Source organism: Micromonospora sp. NPDC048842, assembly GCF_040649935.1.
In the GTDB taxonomy this organism is placed as follows: Bacteria; Actinomycetota; Actinomycetes; order Mycobacteriales; family Micromonosporaceae; genus Micromonospora; species Micromonospora hortensis.
Genome location: NZ_JBEZGK010000011.1, coordinates 177,511 through 193,361, shown reverse-complemented (window position 1 = coordinate 193,361; position 15,851 = coordinate 177,511). Strand labels below are relative to the sequence as shown.

Sequence of the window (15,851 nt, the reverse complement as noted above, 5' to 3'; positions counted from 1 at the left end):
GCCGGTCACCACTCGGCGAAGGACCCGTCGGCGTGCTGCCAGACCGGGTTGCGCCAGGCGTGGGGGGTCTGGGCGGCCTTGCGGACCGCGGTCTCGTCGACGGTGATGCCCAGACCGGGCCGGTCGAGGCGGGCGATGTGCCCGTCCACGAAACGGAACGGCTCCGGGTCGATGAGGTAGTCCAGCAACTCCGAGCCGGCGTTGTAGTGGATGCCGATGCTCTGCTCCTGGATCAGGAAGTTCGGCGTCGCGAAGGCCACCTGGAGGCTGGCCGCCAGGGAGATCGGGCCGAGCGGGCAGTGCGGGGCGAGCAGGGCGCCGTACGTCTCGGCCAGCGCGGCGATCCGGCGGACCTCGGAGATCCCACCGGCGTGCGACAGGTCCGGTTGGACCACTGCGACCCCGGCCTGCAACGGGCCGAGGAACTCGGACCGGCCGTAGAGCCGTTCGCCGGTGGCCACCGGGATCGGCGTGCTGGCGACGATGTCGCGCAGGTGGTGAGCCTGATCGGGCAGGACCGGCTCCTCCACGAAGAACGGGCGCAGGGCGGCCAGCTCGGGCAGGATCCGGCGGACGGCGGCCATTCCGGCGCGACCGTGGAAGTCCACGGCGATGTCCCGGTCGGGGCCGAGCACCTCGCGGGCGGCGGCCACCCGGCCGATGACCGCGTCCACCTCGGCCGAGGTGGGGATCGGCGAAAGCCGCCCGCAGGCGTTCATCTTGACTCCGGTGAGGCCGGCGGCGACCTGCGCGGCGGCGGCGTCGGCCACCTCACCGGGTTCGTCCCCGCCGATCCACGAGTAGATCCGTACCCGGTCGCGCACGTGCCCGCCGAGCAGCGCGTGCACCGGCGCGCCGTACGCCTGACCGGCGATGTCCCAGAGTGCCTGGTCGAGGCCGGCGACCGCGCTGGAGAGGATCGGGCCGCCCCGGTAGAAGCCGCCCTTGGTGAGCACCTGCCAGTGCTGCTCGATACGCAGGGGGTCCGCACCGATCAGATGTTCGGAGAGCACCTCGACCGCGCTGCGCACCACCTCGGCGCGGCCCTCGACCACCGGCTCACCCCACCCGACCAACCCGTCGTCGGTCTCCACCCGGCAGAACAACCACCGTGGCGCGACCAGGAAGGTCTCGATCCGCTCGATCTTCACTGACTGCCCCTTCGTCCCCGTGCCTTCTCGACGTCGCGGACGGCCTTGTCCAGCAACTGACGCATCGCGGTCTCGGCCGTCGTCTCGTCCCGGTCGCGCAACGCGTCGACCACAGCGCGGTGGCTGGGCACCGGGTCGTCGTGCGGGCTGCCACCGTGCACCAGCCGGTCCCGTTCGGCGAGCCCGGTCTCCATCACCACCTCCATCCGCTCCAGCAGCTCGTTGTGGGTGGCGGTGAGCAGCGCACGGTGGAAGGCGAGGTCGGCGGCGATGGCGGCGGCGGGATCACCGTTGGCCTGGGCCATCTCGGCCAGCGCCCGGTCGAGGGCGGTCAGGTCGTCCTCGGTGGCGCGGGTGGCGGCCAGCCGTGCGGCGGCCGGCTCGATGATGGCGCGCACCTCGTGCAGTTGGTCCAGCAACCGCTGGTCGGTGCCCTCGGCGAACTGCCAGCGGATCACGTCACCGTCGAGCAGGTTCCAGTCCGCACGGGGCCGGACAAAGGTGCCGCGCTTCTGTCGGGCGTCGACGATGCCCTTGGCCGAGAGGACCTTCAGCGCCTCGCGGAGCGCGGTGAGGCTGACGTCGAACTCCTCCTGCAAGGCGACGATGTTCAACGTCGCGCCGGCGGCGATCTCGCCGGTGAGGATGCGACGGGCGATCGCTTCGACTGTCTGCCCGTGGACGCCGCGGCGTGCGTACTGTGCCAATGCTCCTGGCCTTTTCGCTGGTCGGTATCGATCTCTCAGGCCGAGGCTTTCACCGCTGTCCAACCACCGTCCACCACGAGGCTCGCGCCGGTGACGTACGCGGCGTCCGGCGAGGCGAGGAAGGCGACGGTGGCGGCCACCTCGTCCGGTGTGCCGAAGCGCTTCGTGACGGTCTCCGCGATGCTGCGTTGACGGTCCTCTTCGGACACGTCGGCCCAGGCGGCGGTGAGGATCGGCCCGGGCAGCACCGTGTTGACCCGGACCTGCGGGCCGTACTCGACGGCGAGTTGGCGGCCGAGCGCGACCAGGCCGCCCTTGGCCGCGGCGTACGCGGGCCGGCCGGGCAACCCGACCAGCGCGTGCACCGAGGAGATCAGCACCACCGCACCGGAGCGCGCCCGCAGGTCGTCCAGGCAGGCGCGGACGCCGAGGAACGAGCCGGTGAGGCTGACGCCGAGTTGGTGGTCCCAGGACTGCCGGCTGGTTTCGTGCGCCGGGGCGACCCGCACGGCGTACGCGGTGCTGACCAGGATGTCGACTGGGCCGAGGCGGTCCCGTACGGCGCTCACGGCGGCCGTCCAGTCGGCCTCGTCGCTGACATCGCCCACTACGGACAGTGCGCGGTCGCCTCGCGCTGTCAGTTCCTCGGCCAGTGGGGCCGAATCGGTCACGTCGAGCAGCGCGACCGCTGCCCCCTCGGCGGCGAGTCGCCGGGCGATGGCCGTGCCGATCCCACCCATCGCACCGGTGACCAGCGCGTTCTTGCCCTCAAGCCGACGCATAAGCTGATCCACCTGACCCTCGCCTTGGTCTCGTCTAATCATTAATTACGAAGATATCTTGACAGCCGGCGACGGCCGATGCAACCTTCTGGTCACAGCATTCACATGGACGACACATCGCGTGGTGACGCTGAGTGTCGTAAAGGAAGGGATACCTCCGTGAGCGACTTCGACCCCGGTCGCCGGCGATTCCTTGGCCACCTTGGGCTCGCCGGACTGGGCGCGCTCGGCGCCAGCTCGTTCCTCAGCGCGTGCGCCAGCTCCGCCAGCGGGCCGACCGCGAGCAACGGCTCGGGCGCTGTCACCATCCAGTCCAATCTCTCCTCGCCGCAGGCCAAGGCGGCGATGGAGAAGCTGATCGAGACCTTCAACGCGCAGGGCAAGGGCACGGCGAGTCTCAACACGATCGCCTCGGAGACCTTCCGGACCCAGCTGCCGACCTACCTGACCTCGGCCAACCCGCCGGACCTCTACACCTGGTACGCGGGCTCGGTCGCCAACGACTACGCCAGCAAGAACCTGCTGCTGGACGTCTCCGACGTGTGGAAGTCACTGGACGGCTACCCCCAGTCGCTGCGCACCCTCTCCACCGACGCCAGCGGCAAGCAGATCTTCGTGCCGATGAACAACTACTGGTGGGGCTTCTTCTACCGCAAGTCCAACTTCGCCAAGTGGGGCGTGCAGGAGCCGAAGACCTGGACCGAGTTCCTGGCGCTGTGCGAGACGCTGAAGAGCAAGGGCGTCCCGCCGATCGGCATCGGCCTCGGCGACACCCCGTGGGTGGCCTCGGCCTGGTTCGACTACCTGAACATCCGGATCAACGGCGCGCCGTTCCACCGCGAGCTGCTCGCCGGCAAGCAGCGCTTCGACGACCCGAAGGTCAAGGCGGTCTTCACCCGCTGGCGCGAGGCCCTGCCCTACTTCGACCCCAAGGGCAAGGCGTACCCGTTCCAGGAGGCGACCACCGCGCTGCTGGCCGGCAAGACCGGCATGTTCCTGATCGGCACGTTCTTCGCCGACGCCGCACCCAAGGACGCGCTCGGCGACCTGGACTTCTTCCGGTTCCCGATCATCGACCCGGCGGTGCCGCTGGCCGAGGAGGCGCCGACCGACGGCTTCTTCGCCAGCGCGAAGACCGCCAACCCGACCGGCACCAAGGCCCTGCTCAGCTACCTCTCCGGGGTCGAGGCCCAGGAGGCGTACGTCAAGGCCAGCTCCGGCATCGTGCTGCCGGCCAACCCCAAGGCCAAGGCGTCGGACTCGCCGCTGGTGGTCAAGGGAAAGGCGATGCTGGACGAGGCCAAGGAGCTGACCCAGTTCTTCAACCGCGACTCCAGCGACGCGCTCCAGCCGACCGCTGACACCGCGCTGACCAAGTTCATCGACAAGCCGGACCAGATCGACGCGATCCTGCGGGAGTGGCAGGCCGGCGCCGAGAAGGTCTTCAAGGGCTGACGTGACAGCAACGATCTCCACGACTTCGGTCACCCCCACCCGGCGGCGGCGACGGTCGGCTCGACTGTCGCCGCTGCTGGTGGCGTTCGTCCTCGTGCCGTTCGCGGTCGAGAGCGTCTGGGTCTTCTGGCCGGCGATCCAGGGCTTCTGGTTCTCCCTCACCCGCTGGGACGGGATGACACCGCCGACCTTCGTCGGCGCCGACAACTACGTCGAGCTGGCCGGCGACGCCACCTTCCGGGGTGCGCTGGTCAACACGGTGATCTGGCTGGTGCTCTTCGGCGGCCTCTCCGTGCTGGGCGGGTTCGGCATGGCGCTCGTCCTGCAGAAGGAGCGGCGCTTTGTCGGCTTCTACCGGGCGGCGCTGTTCACCCCTGTGGTGTTCTCGCTGGTGGTGACCGCGCTGGTCTGGCGGGTCTTCTACCAGCCCGACGGCGTCGCCGACACACTGCTGCGGGCGGTCGGCCTGGAGCAGCTGATCCGGCCCTGGCTCGCCGACCCGCAGACCGCCCTGTACGCGGTGATCCTGCCCGCGCTGTGGCGGCAGATCGGGTACGTGATGGTGCTGTTCCTGGCCGGGTTGAAGGCGATCGACCCGGCGCTGCACGAGGCGGCCCGGATGGACGGCGCAAACGCCTGGCAGCGGCTACGCCACGTCACGATCCCCCAGCTCAAGGGGGTCAACGCGGTGGTGCTGTCGGTCATCGTGATCGACTCGCTGCGGTCGTTCGACATCGTCTGGTCGCTGACCAAGGGCGGGCCGTACCACTCGTCGGAACTGCTCAGCACCTACATGTACTCGACAGCGTTCCAGAGCCTGCGGCTGGGCTACGCCTCGGCGATCGCTGTCGTGATCTTCGTGCTCGCGCTGGCCGTCATCCTCGGCTACCTGGTCCGCGCGTTCCGGGAGGAAGCGTCATGAACAAGCTCCGTACCGGGGCCTTCCACACCGGCATGATCCTGCTCTCGCTGCTCTGGCTGGGCCCGGTGCTCTGGGTGGTGGTGATGTCCACCCGGTCGTTCGACGACATCGCCGCGCACGGCGTGGGCAGCCTGCCCCGATCGTTCACGCTGGACACCTACCGGCAGGCGTGGACCGACGGCGGCGAGCTGCGCGCGCTGATCAACAGCATGCTGGTCACCGTCCCGTCGGTGGCGCTGAGCCTGGGGTTGGCCGCGATGGCCGCGTTCGCGCTGAGTCGCTTCCGGATCCCCGGGCGGCGCACGATCCTGCTGCTGATGCTCGCCGGCAACCTGCTTCCACCGCAGATCCTGCTCATTCCGGTGGCCAAGTTCAGCGAGCTGACCGGCCTGTACGACACGCTCTGGGCGTTGATCGCGGTGCAGGTCGGCTTCGGGCTCGGCTTCTACACGTTCGTCCTGCACGGCTTCATGCGGGACCTGCCGGGCGAGATCCAGGAGGCGGCCACCATCGACGGCGCGGGCACGGCGCAGATCTTCACCAAGGTGATGCTGCCGCTGACCCGACCCGCGCTGGCCGCCCTCGGGGCGCTCTCGTTCACCTGGATCTTCAACGACCTGCTCTGGGCGATCACCGTGCTGCGTACCGATGACAACATGCCGGTCACCCCGGCGCTGCTCGCCCTCCAGGGCCAGTTCGTCTCGTCCTGGAACGTCATCGCCGCCGGTACCGTCATCGCGGCCGTGCCCACCGTCGCGGTGTTCCTCCGCTTCCAACGGCACTTCGTCTCCGGTCTGGCGCTCGGAGCGGTCAAGTGACCGCCGAGGCCGGGCAGCGCTGGACGCTGCGGGGCACGCACACCGAGTACACGGTGACGGTGCCGGCGCACGGCCGGTGGCTGGAACTCGACGCGTGGGGGTCGCACGGCGTCTCCGACGGGCCCTCGCCGGTCGCCTACGACGGCCCGGTCCCGTTCCTCACCGCCGGGGACGCGGCCCCCATCGAGTACGCCACCGACGCCGACCGCCCGTTCACCGGCGCCGACCTGGTGATCGAGACCTCGAACGGGCAGCGCCGGGTGGGCTTCGTGCACACCGACGCGCGGATCGACGCCGACCAGCGGGAGCTGGCCGTCGAGTTCGCCGACCAGGTCACCGGGCTGCGCGCCACAGTGCACTACCGGGTGCCCGTCGGCACCGACGTGGTGCAGCGGTGGGTCGAACTGGCCAACGACGGAACCGGCGCGCTGCGGGTCGTCCGGGCCGGATCGGGTGGGTTCTGCGTACCGACGCCGCACGGCGCGCTGCTCAGCCACCAGTGGGGTCAGTGGGAGCAGGAGTTCCAGCTCTCCCACGTCGAGCTGGGCCACGGCGCGTTCAGCATCGGCAGCTCCCAGGGCGTACCCGGGCATCTGCACGTGCCCTGGCTGGCCGTGCGCGACACCGCCGAGCCGGCCGGTCCGGCCTGGGGGATGGCGCTGGCCTGGACCGGCTCGTGGGAGATCAGCGCCGAGCGGGACACCGGCGGCCTGACCCGGGTCCGGGTCGGCCGTCAGCTGGTCGACGGCCCGCTGGAGTTGGCCGCCGGCGAGCGGTTGACACTGCCGGTGGCCACCGGGGCGTACAGCCCGGACGGCCTGGACGGGCTGGCCCGGGTCTGGCACACCCACCAGCGGTTGCTGGCCGCCGACCGGCTCGGCCCTCGCCCGGTGCTCTACAACTCCTGGGAGGCGACCTACTTCGCCGTCGAGGCGCAGAGTCAGCTCGCGCTCGCCCGGATCGCCGCCGAGCTGGGCGTGGAGACGTTCGTCGTGGACGACGGCTGGTTCGTGGGCCGCGACGACGACACCGCCGGCCTGGGCGACTGGACGCCCGACCCGGCGAAGTTCCCGGCCGGGTTCGACACGTTCATCGCCGACGTCCGCGCGCTCGGGCTGAACTTCGGGCTCTGGGTCGAGCCGGAGTGCGTCAACCCGAAGTCGTCCCTGTACGCCGAGCACCCGGACTGGGTCTACTCCGTCGACGGGAGGCCCCTCACGCCGGTCCGCAACCAGTACCTGCTCGACCTGGGCCGGCCGGAGGTCGCCGAGTTCGTCCACTCCACAGTCAACGGCCTGCTGCGCCGGTACGACATCGACTATCTGAAGTGGGACTTCAACAGGCCGCGTACCGATCCGGGTCGGTCCGGCGGGTTGGGTCCGCTCGACCTGGACGGCGCGCACGTCGCCAACCTGCACCGGATCTACGAGCGGTTGCGCCGGGACCATCCCGGTGTGCTGATCGAGGCGTGCGCCGGCGGGGGCGCGCGGACCGACCTGGCGATGGCCGCACGGGCCGACGTCTTCTGGCCCAGCGACAACACCGGCCCGCTGGACCGGCTGGCCATCCAGTACGGCTTCCTGCACGCCAACGCCCCACACCTGCTCAGCTCATGGGTCACCGACGCGCCCGGCCTGTTCGACACCCGACCCCGGTCGCTGGCGTTCCGATTCGTCCTGGCGATGGCCGGTGTGCTCGGCATCGGCGCGGACATCCGGGCATGGACCCCCGCCGAGCGGGCCGAGGCGGCCGGCTGGATCGCCCGCTACAAGGAGATCCGGGACGTCGTCACGCGCGGTGATGTGCACCTGATCGGTGGCCCCGACCAGGCCCGCTGTGCGGTGCAGTACAGCGCGCCCGACGAGAACCAGATCGTCGTGCTGGCCTGGCACACCGGCCGGCTCGACGGCGCCGGGCTGCTTCCGTCCCGCCCGGTCCGGTTGCCACTGCGCGGCCTCGACCCGGCGGCCCGCTACTCGCACGGCGACCGGCACTACTCCGGCAGCCACCTCGCCGCTGTCGGCCTGCCCGTGCAGTGGAGCGCGACCCACGACGCCGACCTCATCGTGCTGACCCGCGACTGAGATCGGAGCACCACCACCCCCACCCCCGAGGGACAGGAGTACCTCCATGCGCCTGAACCGACAGCTGACCGCCGCCCTGGCCGTGCTCGGCCTGGGCCTGGCCAGCCCGATGCCGGCGATGGCCGGCCCACCCCACGCCGACCCACCACAGGCCGGCCACGGGCCCGGCCGCCCCGGTAACGCCCCGGCGGCCACCGGCGCCGAGGACCAGGGCGCGCCGACCTTCTTCAACAGCGGGCTCGCCCCGACGCCCTACCAGGGCTGGAACACCTACTTCGGTCTCGGTGGCGACCCCACCGAGGCCGAAGTGCGGTCGGTCACCGACCACATGGTCAACAGTGGCCTGCGGGACGCCGGCTACACCTACGTGTGGATCGACGGCAACTGGGCCGCGCCCACCCCTCGCAACGAGGCCGGTCAGCTCGTCGCCGACCCGGCCCGCTTCCCCGGTGGAATGGCCGCGCTTGCCGCGTACATCCACAGCAGGGGCATGAAGGCCGGCATCTACACCGACGCCGGGCCGTACCTGCCGGGGCAGTGTGGGCTCGGCAGCAACGGCCACTACCGGGCGGACATCGCCCAGTTCGCCGGCTGGGGCTTCGACGCGCTGAAGGCCGACTGGCTCTGCGGCCGGGCCGCCGGCCTCGACCCGGAGACCACCTTCCGGGAACTGGCCGAGGCGGTACGCCAGTCGCCCCGACCGATGCTGCTCAACATCTGCAACCCGGTCAGCTCGGACTGGGGCGGTGGCCCGTACACCCCGGAGCAGCTCTCCACCTGGAGCTACACGTACGCGCCCACCATCGCCGACTCCTGGCGGACCTACACGGACGTGGGGCTCACCGACCCGTCCCCGCAGTGGGCGTACCCGTGGGTGCTGCGCAACATGGACATCAACGCGTACCACCCGGCGGCCACCGGGCCGGGGCACTACAACGACCCGGACTACCTGCTGCCGATGCGCCCGCTACCCGACGGCGGGTACGAGTTGAGCCTGGACGAGTCCAAGACGCAGCTCGGCATGTGGGCCATCATGGCCGCGCCGCTGGTGATCGGCTCCGACCCGCGTGGCCTGCCGAAGGAGATGATCTCGGCGCTGACCAACCCGGAGATCATCGCGGTGGACCAGGACCCGCTGGTCCGGCAGGGCGTCAAGGTCGCCGACACCGGCACCGACGCGCAGGTGTGGAGCAAGGTTCTCAGCGGATCCGGCAAGCGGGCGGTCGCGCTGCTCAATCGGCACGACACCGCCCAGCAGATCACAGTGAACTTCGCCGACGTCGCCCTCGGCGGGCCGGTCAAGGTCCGCGACCTGTGGTCCCGCTCCAACGTCGACGCCCAGCCGGGCAGCCCGGGCGTACAGCCGTTCACCGGCTCGTACACCGTCGAGGTGCCGGCGCACGGGGTGGCCATGCTCGGCCTCACCGGCGCCGACCAGGTCGCCGGCGCCGACCTCGGTGGCACCGCCAGCGCCAGCCCGGCGCTGGTCCGGGTGGACGACACCCACGCCACCGTCTTCGTCCGCGACGCTTCCGGTGCGCTGGCCGTCAACACCCGCACCGGTACGACGTGGGGCACGCGCTGGACGTCGCTCGGCGGCCCGGTCGCCGGCCGGATCCTCGGTCAGCCGTCGGCGTACGGCTCCGCCGACGGGCGGCTCGACGTCTTCGTCCGCGGCACCGACAACGCCGCCTGGCAGCGCAGTTACGTGGCCGGCAGGTGGGGGCCGTGGCGCAGCCTCGGTGGCACGCTGACCGACGCGCCCACTGTGGCGTGGACCAGCCCGACGCAGTGGACGCTGGTCGCCCGCGGTGCCGACGGCAAGCTCTGGTCGCGTACGCCGAACGCCGGCTGGACCGGTGTCGGGGCTCCGGAGAACCGGCCGTTCTACGGTCGGCCGAGCGCTGTCGTCGACGATGCCGGCGTGCTGCACGTGGCGGTCCGCAGCCGCACCGACGAGGTGTGGTGGAGCAGCCGGACCGGCACCACCTGGTCGGCCTGGACCAACCTGGGCGGTACCACCAGCGGCAGCCCGACACTGCTTGCCACCTCCGGCCGGGTCTACCTGTTCGCGCTGGCCGCCGACAACCGGCTCTGGCAGCGCAACCTGGCCGACGGGGCCTGGGGCGGCTGGTTCCGACGTGGTGAGTTCGCCACCGACGCGTTCCGGGGTGCTCCCGGGGCCGCCGCCGGTGCCAACGGCAGCGCCTGGCTGGCAGTACGCGGCGTGGACGACAGGGTGCACCAGGTCACCCTGTGATCCACTGTGGCGGGCCGTCGACCGGACGGCCCGCCACTCCGCCAGCGTGGCTCAGGCCGGGACGAGTGCCCGGCATCGGCGTAGGGCGGCCTGGGCCAGCGGCGCGTCCCGGCCCGCTATCCCAGCCTCCAGTTCGGCCACCGCTCCAGCGGCCCGCCCCGGATCACCGGCAGCGGTCGCCGCCTCGGCCAGCACCAACACGGCCTCGGCGGCCCACGCCAGGATGCCCTTTCCGCGTACCAGCACCAACGCCTCCGCCGCGTGCCGGACGGCCTCGTCCGGACGCCCGGTCACAGTGAGCCGGGCCAGCGCCGAGAGCGCCTGCACCAGCGGCCAGATCGCACCCACCCGCCGGGCGTCGACCATCACCTCGCGCAGCGCCCGTTCGGCCGATTCCACCTGGTCGTGCCTCCCGCTTTCGGTGCCGGCGGTACGGGCCAGCACTGTCGCCAGTTCGGCCCGCGCGTCCAGCAGGGTGACCGGCATCCGCTCGGCGCTGGCGACCAACCGGCTGAGCCGCTCGGCGAGCCCGTCCAGCCGGCCGGCGGCCCGGTCCAGTGACAGTTCGGTCGCCTCCACCAGTGACGCCAGCCGCTCGTACCCGGTCTCGTCGACCAGCGCCCGACCGGCCGCCAGCAACGCCTCGGCCTGCTCCGGGTGACCGGCGTGCAGCGCGCCCTGCGCCCAGTTCAGGCAGGCTCGCGCGTGTTCGCGGGGCCGGTCGGCCAGGTCGGCGGACGCGCGCAACTCGGAGATGATCGCCCAGACCGCCGGGTCGCCCAGCTCCAGCAGCAGCGAGGCTCGGGCGATGCGGACCGCGAGGTGCGCCGCCGGATCCCCGCTGGCCGCGGCGGCGGTCTCCGCCTCCGCGCAGCGGGCCAGGTGGTCGTCGACGTGCCGGCCGACGACGGTGTCGGGGGCCGCCAGCACCGCGAGCGCCGGGGCCTTGCGGCGCGGCGCGCGCAGGTACGGCACGGCACGCTCGATCTCGGTGTACCCGCGCAGCGCCTCGCCCTGCTGACGCAGCATCCGCCCGAGCACCAGACCCAGCTCACCTCGGGCGCCGGGCGGCAGCCGTCGGTCGGCGAGCAGCCGTTCCAGCACCGGGATCGCCTCGGCCTGGCTGAGCCCGTCGATGGCCGACCGGCCCAACTTGGCGGCGAGCCGCACCCGTACCGGCCGGGGCAGTTCGGCGATGTCCATCGTCTGGAGCAGGAAACTGGCGGCTGTCGCGTCGTCGCCGCGTTCGGTGGCCAGGTCGGCGGCCGCCTCCGCGTTGCGGACGAAGTCGGCCCCGCTGCCGGCCCGACGGTAGTGGTGCGCCAGTTGGGCCACCGGCCTCGGCAGCTCCTGCTCCAACACCCGCGCCACCCGCAGGTGCAGCCACTCCCGGCTCTCCCGGGGCACCAGGTCGTACACCACCTGTCGGGCCAGGTCGTGCCGGAACCGCAGGCCGTCCCCGGCGTCGTGCAGCAGGCCCGCCCGGTGCGCGGTCGTCAACGCCGCGCCGATCGCCACCCGGTCCAGGCTGAGCACCGAGGCGAGGACGCGCTGGTCGGGCGTCATCCCCAGTACGGCCGCAGCGCCGAGCACCTCCCGGGTGGCCTCGTCGAGCGGGCGCAGCCGCCAGAGCAGCACGTCCCGCAGGACGAACGGGACGCTGTCGTCGGCCAACGGGTCGCCGCCCCGCTCGGCGAGCGTCCGCAGCACCTCCTCGACCACGAACGGAATGCCAGCGGTGCGGTCGAGCAGGATGGCGGTCAGCTGCTGCGGCGGGTCATCGAGGCGCAGGGTGCGGGCCGCCAACCGGCGTACGTCGTCGGCGTCCAGCGGGCTGAGCGCGACGCGCGTGACGCTCCACGGGGGAGTCCGTGCCAGGGCGTCGTGGATCGGTGTGCTGCTCCCCGGCGTCGCCGTACGCGCCGTGAGCACCACGGCCAGCCCCTCCACCGGGTGGGTGCTCAGGTAGGCGAGGAGTTCGCAGGTCGCCGGGTCCGCCCAGTGCAGATCCTCAAGCAACAGCGTGGCCGGGCTCAGCGCGGCGAGCACCGCCGCGACGGCGCGGAGCAGGCGATGTCGCTCGGCCGCCGGGTCGGTCAACGGGGGCGGCGCGTCCGGCAGTACGTCGGCCAGTTCGGGCAGCAGCGGCGCGAGGGCGCCAGCCACCGGGTTGAGCGGACCGAGTCGGTCGGCGCCGCCCCGGATCGCGTCCAGCAGCACGCCGAGCGGGAAGGGTTCGGGCACGTCGTCGCACTCGCCGATGAGGTGCCGCCCGGGCAGTTCGGCGAGCAGTTCGGCGACGAGTCGACTCTTGCCGATCCCGGGCTCACCCTCCAGCAGGATCAGGCAGGGCGGGGTTGCGACGAGCCGGCGTAACCGGGCCAGCTCCGCCGCCCGGCCGACGAACTCGACGGGCCCGCGCAGACGTTCGGAGCGGACGGGAGTCGGGCTCCCACCGCCCCGTGTCTTGTCCTCGCCGCCGTCGATCACCGTGGGCCGAGCAGATCACCTCTGCCCGGCCCGACGGTGGGCCGGCGGACCGGCGGTGACCTGAGTCACACGCCGGCCCGCCGACCCGTCGGAACGGTCAGGACTGGACGGTGACCGGCACCGTCTTCAGCGAGCCGTCACCGTTGCGGAACTCCAGCACCCCTAGGTAACGCTGGCCCGGGGCGAGACCGAACCAGCGCAGAGTCAGGTTCGCCGTCGCGCCCGGCCGCACGCTGCGCTGCTTCGGGTCGATGGTGAACCTGCCGGTGGAGGTGCCCGGCGCGCCCGGCAGGTAGCTGGTCACCGTGTACGCGTTCGCGCCGTCAGTGATGTTCTCGGTGAACTCCTGCTCGACGACCACTATGTAGTCCCCGGCGCCGTCCGGCAGTGTCACCTTGGCGCCGTCCCGGCCGCTGGCCGTGGCGGTGACGAACTTCCCGAACTTGTCATAGACGTTGAGGCTGAACTCGGTGCACTCCATCACCCCCTCCTCGTCGTCCCAGTCGATGTGGGAGCAGGTGGGCCGCTCCGACGTCACCTGGACGAGTGGGCTGCGGGTCCCGGCCGGCACGTGCAGAGTGGTCCTGCTGATCGACGCGGGCAGCGGCACCGGCAGGTTGTTCGACGTGCTCCAGTCCCAGCTCGGCCCGTCGCCAGTGAGGGTGACCACGTTGCTGGTGCCCGAGGTGAGGCCGGAGAGCTGGGAGATCAGCTGACCCTGGTAGCCGACCTCGGCGGCGATCCGGACGCTGCCGAAGGTGCCCTTGCCGGTGATGGCGTCGGGCGCGACCAACCCGGAGTTGCGCACTACCAGCGGGCTGCGTACCGCGTGCTTGAACTGGTCGCGCCAGGTCAGCGAGCCGTCGGCCCAGGTGTCGAACGCACCACCGGTGTTGGTGACCTCAACTGTGAAGCGGGCGCTCTTGCCCGGACGGATCTGCAGCTTCTTCGGGGTTACCTTGACCTGGTAGCCCGGCGGGGCCTGCACGGACGAGGAGTAGGTGCTGGTCTTGTCGCTGACGTTGGTGACCGTACGGGTCACGCTCTGCTTGCCCACCATCCGGCCCAGCGAGATGGACGGGTAGTTGAGCTGTGCCGTGTCGGTCGCGCCGACCGTGTCGCAGCCGTCCAGGTCGCCGAGCCCGTAGTCACCGCCACGGTCGGCGGAGACCCCGCACAGGTACTGGATCCAGTCCTGCTGGTTGGAGTCGTAGACCAGGCCGGGGTCGAAGGCGCTGCCCGGCTCGACCTGGCCGGCGCCGTAGTTCATCGGAGTCGCGTCGTACGTGCCGATCTTGATCGGGTTGCCCTTGTCGGTCTTGTCCACCGCGCTGGTCATCAGCGCCGAGCGGACCGCCGCCGGCGACCAGCCGGGGTGCTTGGCCAGCAGCAGGGCGGCGATGCCGGCGATGTGCGGCGCCGCCATCGAGGTGCCCGACTCCAGTGCGAAGTCGTTGCCGCCGATGGACGGGGAGAACGCGGCGACGATGTCCTGACCGGGCGCGCTGATGTCCGGCTTGAGCAGCTCACCAGCGTTCAGGTTCGACGGGCCCGCCGAGGAGAACGCGGCGACCGCGGGCGCCTCGACCGTCTCCAGCTCGCTCGGCGAGATGGTCGCCGTGGCGTTGCCCTTGGCGACGTACGCGGTGACAGTGGCCAGATCGACCTCGTTGATGTGCACGGTCGGCACTGCCTGCACGTCGGCGTTCAGGGAGTTCAGCTCGTCGTTGTAGAGCACCATGCCGACGCCGCCGGCCCGCGCCACCTCGATGCTCTTGTCGGTACGCGGGATCTCGCCGCGCAGGCAGAGCACGATAGCGCCCTTGACCTTGGCCGGATCCAACGTGTCGTCGGCACAGAGGCCGGCACCGTAGGCGCCGTCCGGGTCGATTGCGCTGTCCTTGGCGAAGACCAGTCGGGCCGGCCCGACGCCGGTCTCGCCCATGCCCACACCGGCGATGGTGGTGCCGTTGCCGAGGGTGAGCTTCCGAGTGTTCAGCCGATCGGTAGTGCTCGCGGCCACAGTGGTCAGCCAGGGCGTCGAGTTGTCGACGGTGTTGGCGAACGGGCCGGAGTTGCCGGCGGCGGCAGCGACGAACACTCCGGCGGCGGCGGCGTTGAAGAACGTCGCGTCGACAGCCCCGAACCGCTCGGTGTCGTCACCGATCGAGTAGTTGATCACGTCGACACCGTCCGCGACCGCGTCGTCGATGGCGTGCACGATGTCGATGTCGGTGCCGGTCGCACCGCCCGCACCGTTGTCGTACAGCGCCTTGTAGATCGCCAACCGCGCGGCCGGCGCCATGCCGGAGATCATGCCCAGGTCCTGGGTGCCCGACGTGGCCCGCACGCCGTGGATACCGGCCGCGGTGCTGGCGGTGTGGGTGCCATGGCCGTTGCGGTCGCGCGGCGAGGAGTAGTCGTCCGGGAACGAGTCGGCGATGCCGCTGTCGTTGTACCAGCGCGCCCCGATCACCTTGTTGTTGCAGGTGACCGGCGCCTCGACGCCGACGTCGCAGGTGCCCTTCCACTTGGCGTCGATGACGGCCTGATCGGGGCGCGGGCTGGGCAGCGGCGCGAAGCTCGCGCTCTCCGGCCAGTAACCGCTGTCGATGACCCCGATGATGACGCCCTCGCCGGCGTGGGAGTCTCCACCGAACTCCTTCTTCCACACCCCGCCCTTGCCGGTCAGGCCCAGGTAGTCGGGGGTGTGTGAGGTGGCGGCGTGCACCTTCTGGCTCTCGTACACTGCGCGAACACCGCTGGTGGCCCGCAGCCGGGCGGCCTGCGGCCCGGTCAGGTCGGCTGCGAAGCCGTTGAACGCGGTCTCCATGGTGACGCGGGTGCGCTCGGCCGGCACACCGACGTGGTCCAGCACCGACGTACGCTGCCGGCGCAGGTGATCCCGGTACGCGTTGGCGTTCCCGGACGTGCGGTTCAGCTTGGCCCCGTCGGCCGGCTTGGTGGCCGCGATCCCGGGAACCCCGCCGGTGTAGGTGGCCAGCGGCTCCTCGGCGAGCTGGACGAGGTAGCGGGCGGTCGGCCCACTGCCGGCCGGCGCGGCGGTAGCGCTGGCGGGCAGGCTGGTCAGGCCGGCCGCGGTCAGCGCCACGGCGGCCAGCATGCTGACCCCGTACCTGGCCCGTCCGGTCCGATGTGCGTTCGGTTGTGGCACGTCGTTG

The 15,851-nt window shown here is 71.5% G+C and carries 10 protein-coding genes; 5 read left to right on the top strand and 5 right to left on the bottom strand.

Translation table 11 applies throughout. From position 1 onward, the window contains the following. Window positions 1-5: 5 nt before the first annotated feature. Genes dgoD through AB0C19_RS18130 form a run of 3 tightly spaced genes read right to left on the bottom strand, consistent with a single transcriptional unit; the run spans window position 6 to window position 2,640 of the window. Window positions 6-1,151 (bottom strand): galactonate dehydratase, encoded by a 1,146-nt coding sequence (gene dgoD, locus AB0C19_RS18140; RefSeq protein ID WP_357186409.1) that lies wholly within the window; start codon window positions 1,149-1,151, stop codon window positions 6-8. Then, a complete protein-coding gene (locus tag AB0C19_RS18135) occupies window positions 1,148-1,858 on the bottom strand; it encodes an FCD domain-containing protein (RefSeq protein ID WP_357186406.1) in 711 nt (236 codons plus the stop codon). The genes dgoD and AB0C19_RS18135 overlap by 4 nt, the downstream gene beginning before the upstream one ends. 35 nt (window positions 1,859-1,893) lie before the next feature. Further along, entirely contained in the window at window positions 1,894-2,640 is a 747-nt protein-coding gene (locus AB0C19_RS18130; RefSeq protein WP_357186403.1) for an SDR family oxidoreductase, read from the bottom strand. Window positions 2,641-2,799: 159 nt separating this feature from the next. Here AB0C19_RS18130 and AB0C19_RS18125 point away from each other — a divergent pair, with 159 nt between their 5' ends. Genes AB0C19_RS18125 through AB0C19_RS18105 form a run of 5 tightly spaced genes read left to right on the top strand, consistent with a single transcriptional unit; the run spans window position 2,800 to window position 10,179 of the window. Next, window positions 2,800-4,095, top strand: coding sequence for an extracellular solute-binding protein (locus tag AB0C19_RS18125; RefSeq protein ID WP_357186400.1), 1,296 nt, complete (start codon window positions 2,800-2,802; stop codon window positions 4,093-4,095). Between the two features lies 1 nt (window position 4,096). Then, window positions 4,097-5,017, top strand: a complete 921-nt coding sequence (locus tag AB0C19_RS18120; protein ID WP_357186397.1) for a sugar ABC transporter permease — start codon at window positions 4,097-4,099, stop codon at window positions 5,015-5,017. Further along, window positions 5,014-5,835 carry a carbohydrate ABC transporter permease gene (locus AB0C19_RS18115; RefSeq protein ID WP_196920834.1) on the top strand — a complete coding sequence of 274 codons (822 nt, stop codon included), beginning with the start codon at window positions 5,014-5,016 and terminating at the stop codon, window positions 5,833-5,835. The genes AB0C19_RS18120 and AB0C19_RS18115 overlap by 4 nt, the downstream gene beginning before the upstream one ends. Further along, on the top strand, window positions 5,832-7,919 hold the full coding sequence (locus AB0C19_RS18110; protein WP_357186393.1) for an alpha-galactosidase: 2,088 nt from the start codon (window positions 5,832-5,834) through the stop codon (window positions 7,917-7,919). The genes AB0C19_RS18115 and AB0C19_RS18110 overlap by 4 nt, the downstream gene beginning before the upstream one ends. A gap of 46 nt (window positions 7,920-7,965) precedes the next feature. Then, entirely contained in the window at window positions 7,966-10,179 is a 2,214-nt protein-coding gene (locus AB0C19_RS18105) for a glycoside hydrolase family 27 protein (RefSeq protein WP_357186390.1), read from the top strand. A 51-nt stretch (window positions 10,180-10,230) separates the two neighbouring features. On the opposite strand, the gene AB0C19_RS18100 is transcribed toward AB0C19_RS18105, so the two are convergent. Next, entirely contained in the window at window positions 10,231-12,669 is a 2,439-nt protein-coding gene (locus tag AB0C19_RS18100; RefSeq protein ID WP_357186387.1) for an AAA family ATPase, read from the bottom strand. A 97-nt stretch (window positions 12,670-12,766) separates the two neighbouring features. Beyond that, window positions 12,767-15,793 carry a S8 family serine peptidase gene (locus AB0C19_RS18095; RefSeq protein ID WP_357186384.1) on the bottom strand — a complete coding sequence of 1,009 codons (3,027 nt, stop codon included), beginning with the start codon at window positions 15,791-15,793 and terminating at the stop codon, window positions 12,767-12,769. Between the last annotated feature and the right edge of the window lie 58 nt (window positions 15,794-15,851).

Bases quoted from the DNA above. Each gene is read 5' to 3' on its own strand.
- AB0C19_RS18105 (WP_357186390.1), top strand. From the start codon at position 7,966: ATGCGCCTGAACCGACAGCTGACCGCCGCCCTGGCCGTGCTCGGCCTG.
- AB0C19_RS18130 (WP_357186403.1), bottom strand. From the start codon at position 2,640: ATGCGTCGGCTTGAGGGCAAGAACGCGCTGGTCACCGGTGCGATGGGT.
- AB0C19_RS18115 (WP_196920834.1), top strand. From the start codon at position 5,014: ATGAACAAGCTCCGTACCGGGGCCTTCCACACCGGCATGATCCTGCTC.
- AB0C19_RS18095 (WP_357186384.1), bottom strand. From the start codon at position 15,793: ATGCTGGCCGCCGTGGCGCTGACCGCGGCCGGCCTGACCAGCCTGCCC.